Here is a 1,042-nt window from a genome sequence, read left to right on the forward strand (position 1 = left end):
CGGCAGTTCATCCTCGGCCAGGTCCAGCCAGGGGCCGCGGTGGGTGAGCCGGGGGTGCATCCGGTCCCAGGCCATCGCCTCGGCCTTGCCGTAGCGGGTGGTGTCGGTGACCGTGGTGACCTCGGGTTCGTGCCAGCTGTCGGGCCGGGCGAAGGACAGGACGCCGCCGTGCTTGCGAGGCCGGCCGCCCTTCGGGCCGGAGCGGGCAGGCCCGGCATCGCGGAGCATCACGCGGTCCGAGCGCAGTCTCCCGACCAGCACGACCGGCAGGTCCGCCAGCACATGGGAGAGGTAGGCGACGTCGTAGCCGGAGTCCATGACGACCCAGATCTCAGGGTCGCCATCGTGCCATTGCCCGGCCTGTATCAACCTGGTTACCACGTCGCGGAGTTGGTCGGCGGTGACGGCGGTCGCGTCGTCCGCCTGTCCGAGGCGCACGGCGTCCAGCAGCGCGGTCCAGGAGGTCCGGCCGGTCTCCAGGGCCGCGACGAAGGAGTACGGCCAGCCGGGAACGAACTGGTCCTTGCTGCGGTCCCCGCGCCCGTAGACGTGGCAGAACAGCCGGTCGTCGCTGGTGGGGGCGTCGGGCCGGAGCCAGTTGCTCACGTCGACGGCCAGTACGACCCGCCCGTCGGCCGCGCGGGGCAGCGGCAGGCCGGCCAGGGTACGGCGCAGGCGGGCGGGCTCGCACCAGCCCCGGTCCAGCGCGGCGTACAGGGCTCCGTGCCCGCGCCGGTGCTCGAGGGCCAGCGACAGTTCGACCAGCGTCTTCACCGGCCCGTCCGTACACAGCACCGCATCGGTGAGCTCGAAGAGCGCGTCCTGGCGGGCGTAAAGGCAGTCGTAGAACTCGACCCGAAAGCGGGACAAGACGTCCAATGCCGCGCTTTCGGACGCATCGACTGGGAGACTCATAGGCAGCGGCCGTTCTCTCGTGCTTCGTGACTCGACATCTCGAAGCGTGGAGAACGGCCGCCTCCGCTGTCGCGGGAAGAACCGCAGATCAGCAGGTCGGGTGACCTGCGAGGTTAAACGCCAAGCT

The 1,042-nt window shown here is 70.5% G+C and carries 1 protein-coding gene; it reads right to left on the reverse strand.

The features are described 5' to 3' along the window. A partial coding sequence (locus ACWC9T_RS42050; RefSeq protein ID WP_449826280.1) for a transposase occupies positions 1–915 on the reverse strand: 915 nt, incomplete at its 3' end. Between the last annotated feature and the right edge of the window lie 127 nt (positions 916–1,042).

It is taken from the genome of Kitasatospora sp. NPDC001159 (genome assembly GCF_053598235.1).